Source organism: Streptomyces sp. UH6 (assembly GCF_013421635.1).
Taxonomy (GTDB): domain Bacteria; phylum Actinomycetota; class Actinomycetes; order Streptomycetales; family Streptomycetaceae; genus Streptomyces; species Streptomyces abyssomicinicus.
The window spans coordinates 1-2,213 of record NZ_JACADT010000943.1; the positions used below are offsets into that span (position 1 = coordinate 1).

At 72.8% G+C, this 2,213-nt stretch carries 3 protein-coding genes; 1 reads left to right on the forward strand and 2 read right to left on the reverse strand.

What is annotated here, in order from left to right; all coding sequences use genetic code 11:
- Positions 1–789 (reverse strand): MEDS domain-containing protein (locus tag HW445_RS27845; protein ID WP_180223629.1); only part of this gene is annotated, 789 nt, incomplete at its 3' end.
- Between the two features lie 129 nt (positions 790–918).
- On the reverse strand, positions 919–1,404 hold the full coding sequence (locus tag HW445_RS27850; protein ID WP_180223630.1) for an STAS domain-containing protein: 486 nt from the start codon (positions 1,402–1,404) through the stop codon (positions 919–921).
- A gap of 114 nt (positions 1,405–1,518) precedes the next feature.
- On the opposite strand from HW445_RS27850, the gene HW445_RS27855 reads away from it, so the two are divergent.
- On the forward strand, positions 1,519–2,213 hold a 695-nt coding region (locus HW445_RS27855), incomplete at its 3' end, for a PAS domain-containing protein (protein WP_180223631.1).

Below are 2,213 nucleotides of genomic sequence, written 5' to 3' on the forward strand. Positions count from 1 at the left end.
ACGCAGGCGTCCCTGGTCGCGTCGGCGGGCGGCCTCGGCGAGGGCCGCCAGCGAGGACACGTCCAGGTGCCGCAGGGCCGTCAGGTCCAGCTCCACGTCCCCGCCGGGGGAGCCGGACACCACCGCAGCCGCGGCCCGCATCGCGTGCCGCGTGTCGTACCCGGCGGAGCCCGCCAGCCGCAGACCCGTGCGCCCCGGCAGGGGCGCGAGGCGCAACGGCGGGGCGGCGACCGGGGCGCCGAGGTGGGTCAGATGCGCGCCGACCAGGACGGCGAGCCGGTCCGCCGGGATCCGGCGGCTGTCGTAGAAGCACCACGCCGTGAGCGGGAGCGGCTCGAAGACCTCGTGGTGGAGGCGGAGCTCGTACTCCAGGAGCCGGTCGGCCCCGGGCACGTCCCGCGCCCCCCAGGTCACCTCGCCGATGGCCCGCAGCCCGCGGTGTCCCTCCGCGAGCGCGGTGTCCATGGCCCGGTGCCACAGGCCCATCATCATGTCGGGGTCGAAGACGGGGCCGGACAGGTAGGTCCGGGCCGCCGTGGTGACCACCAGCCGCCCCTCGGCGGCCGCCCGGGCGGGGTCGAGGCCGGCGGAGGCGAGGGCGCCCATCACGCGGTCCGGATCGGTGGTGTCGGCGAAGTACTGGACCTGCTCGCCGCGCTCCAGACCGGCGCGGACGAAGGGCACCAGATGGCCGGCCCACTCCCGGTCGTCGGAGTAGACGACACTGGCGTGACCGCAGGGTCCGGGCGACAGCGGCGCGGGAACGGCGGACATGGAGGTCATGGCCATTCTCGTCCGTCCTTCTCCGGATCCCGGTTCGTCTCGTAGCGCCGCCATGGCGCCTGCCCCCCGGCAGGATAACGAAGTGCAGACAGCCCCGATGCCCCGTTCCCGAGGTGTCAAACGGGGCCGGACGGCTCAATTTCGCAGTGCGTCCACAGCTCGGTCGAGATCGTCGTGAAACGTGAAGATCTGGTCCAGTCCCACGGTGTGGAACATCTGCCGCAGGTCGGACCCGAGGCCGGCCAGGGCGAGCGGACATCGTGCCTGCTCGGCGCGGTGGTGGGCGGTCACCAGCACGGTGATGCCGGTGGAGTCGCAGTAGGAGAGCGCGGAGAGGTCGATGACCAGGCCGTCCGTCCGGGCGAGGTGCAGCTCGTCCAGCGCGCCCATCAGGGCGCCGGCGGTGTGGTGGTCGAGCTCACCGGTCACCAGCAGCACGGTCGCGCCCGAGGGGTGCGTGTGCCGGTCGACGGTCAGGACGGGGTCGGTCTTGGTCACCGGGTCTCCTGGTAGGTGGTGCGGATGGGGCGGACGGCAGGAGTGGGCGGCCCGGCGGTCCTTCCGGTCCTCGGCGGCTGCCGTCCGGGCGCCCGCGGAGATGATCGGCCCAGAAGAACCCATGGGTTCGGCTTATCCTACGAAGCCGGTGGAATGTGTGTGGGGTTCCCGTGAAGTCCCGGCGGCCGGCAGGCCGTCCGTGCCACGCGGGCGCTCGGTACGGACGAAAGGGTCTCCATGGCACGTTCCCTCCCCGCCGGCGGTCCGGAGCCGGCCGGATCCGACGTGTTCTCAGCCGATCCCGAGGTGGGGCGCGACCTTTCCGCGGTCGACTGGACGGCGACCCCGCTGGGGCCGCCGTCGGGCTGGCCGCAGAGCCTGCGCACGGCGGTGAGCATCCTGCTCTCCTCCCGGTTCTCGATGTGGATGGCCTGGGGCCCCGATCTGACGTTCTTCTGCAACGACGCCTACCGGCGCGACACCCTGGCCCGGAAGTATCCCTGGGCCCTCGGCCGGCCCGCCCGTGAGGTGTGGGCGGAGATCTGGCACGAGATCGGCCCCCGCATCGACACGGTCCTGTCGACCGGCCGGGCCACCTGGGACCAGGGCCTCCAGTTGTTCCTGCAACGCTCCGGTTACCCGGAGGAGACCTACCACACCTTCTCCTACAGCCCGCTGCGCGACGACGACGGCGCCGTCGTCGGCATGCTCTGCGTGGTCACCGAGGAGACCGAGCGGGTGATCGGCGAGCGGCGGATGGCCACGCTGCGGGACCTCGGCTCGGACCCCAGCGTGGTGCGCACCGAGCAGCAGATGCTGGACTTCGCCGCCCGCCAGCTCGGCCGCAACCCGCAGGACCTCCCGTTCACCCTCACCTACCTGTTCGGCGACGGCGACGGCGATGTCGTCGACGGCGGTGGCGGTGGCGGTGG

Excerpts from the sequence above, each read along its gene's own strand:
- HW445_RS27850 (WP_180223630.1), bottom strand. The coding sequence starts at position 1,404 with ATGGGTTCTTCTGGGCCGATCATCTCCGCGGGCGCCCGGACGGCAGCC.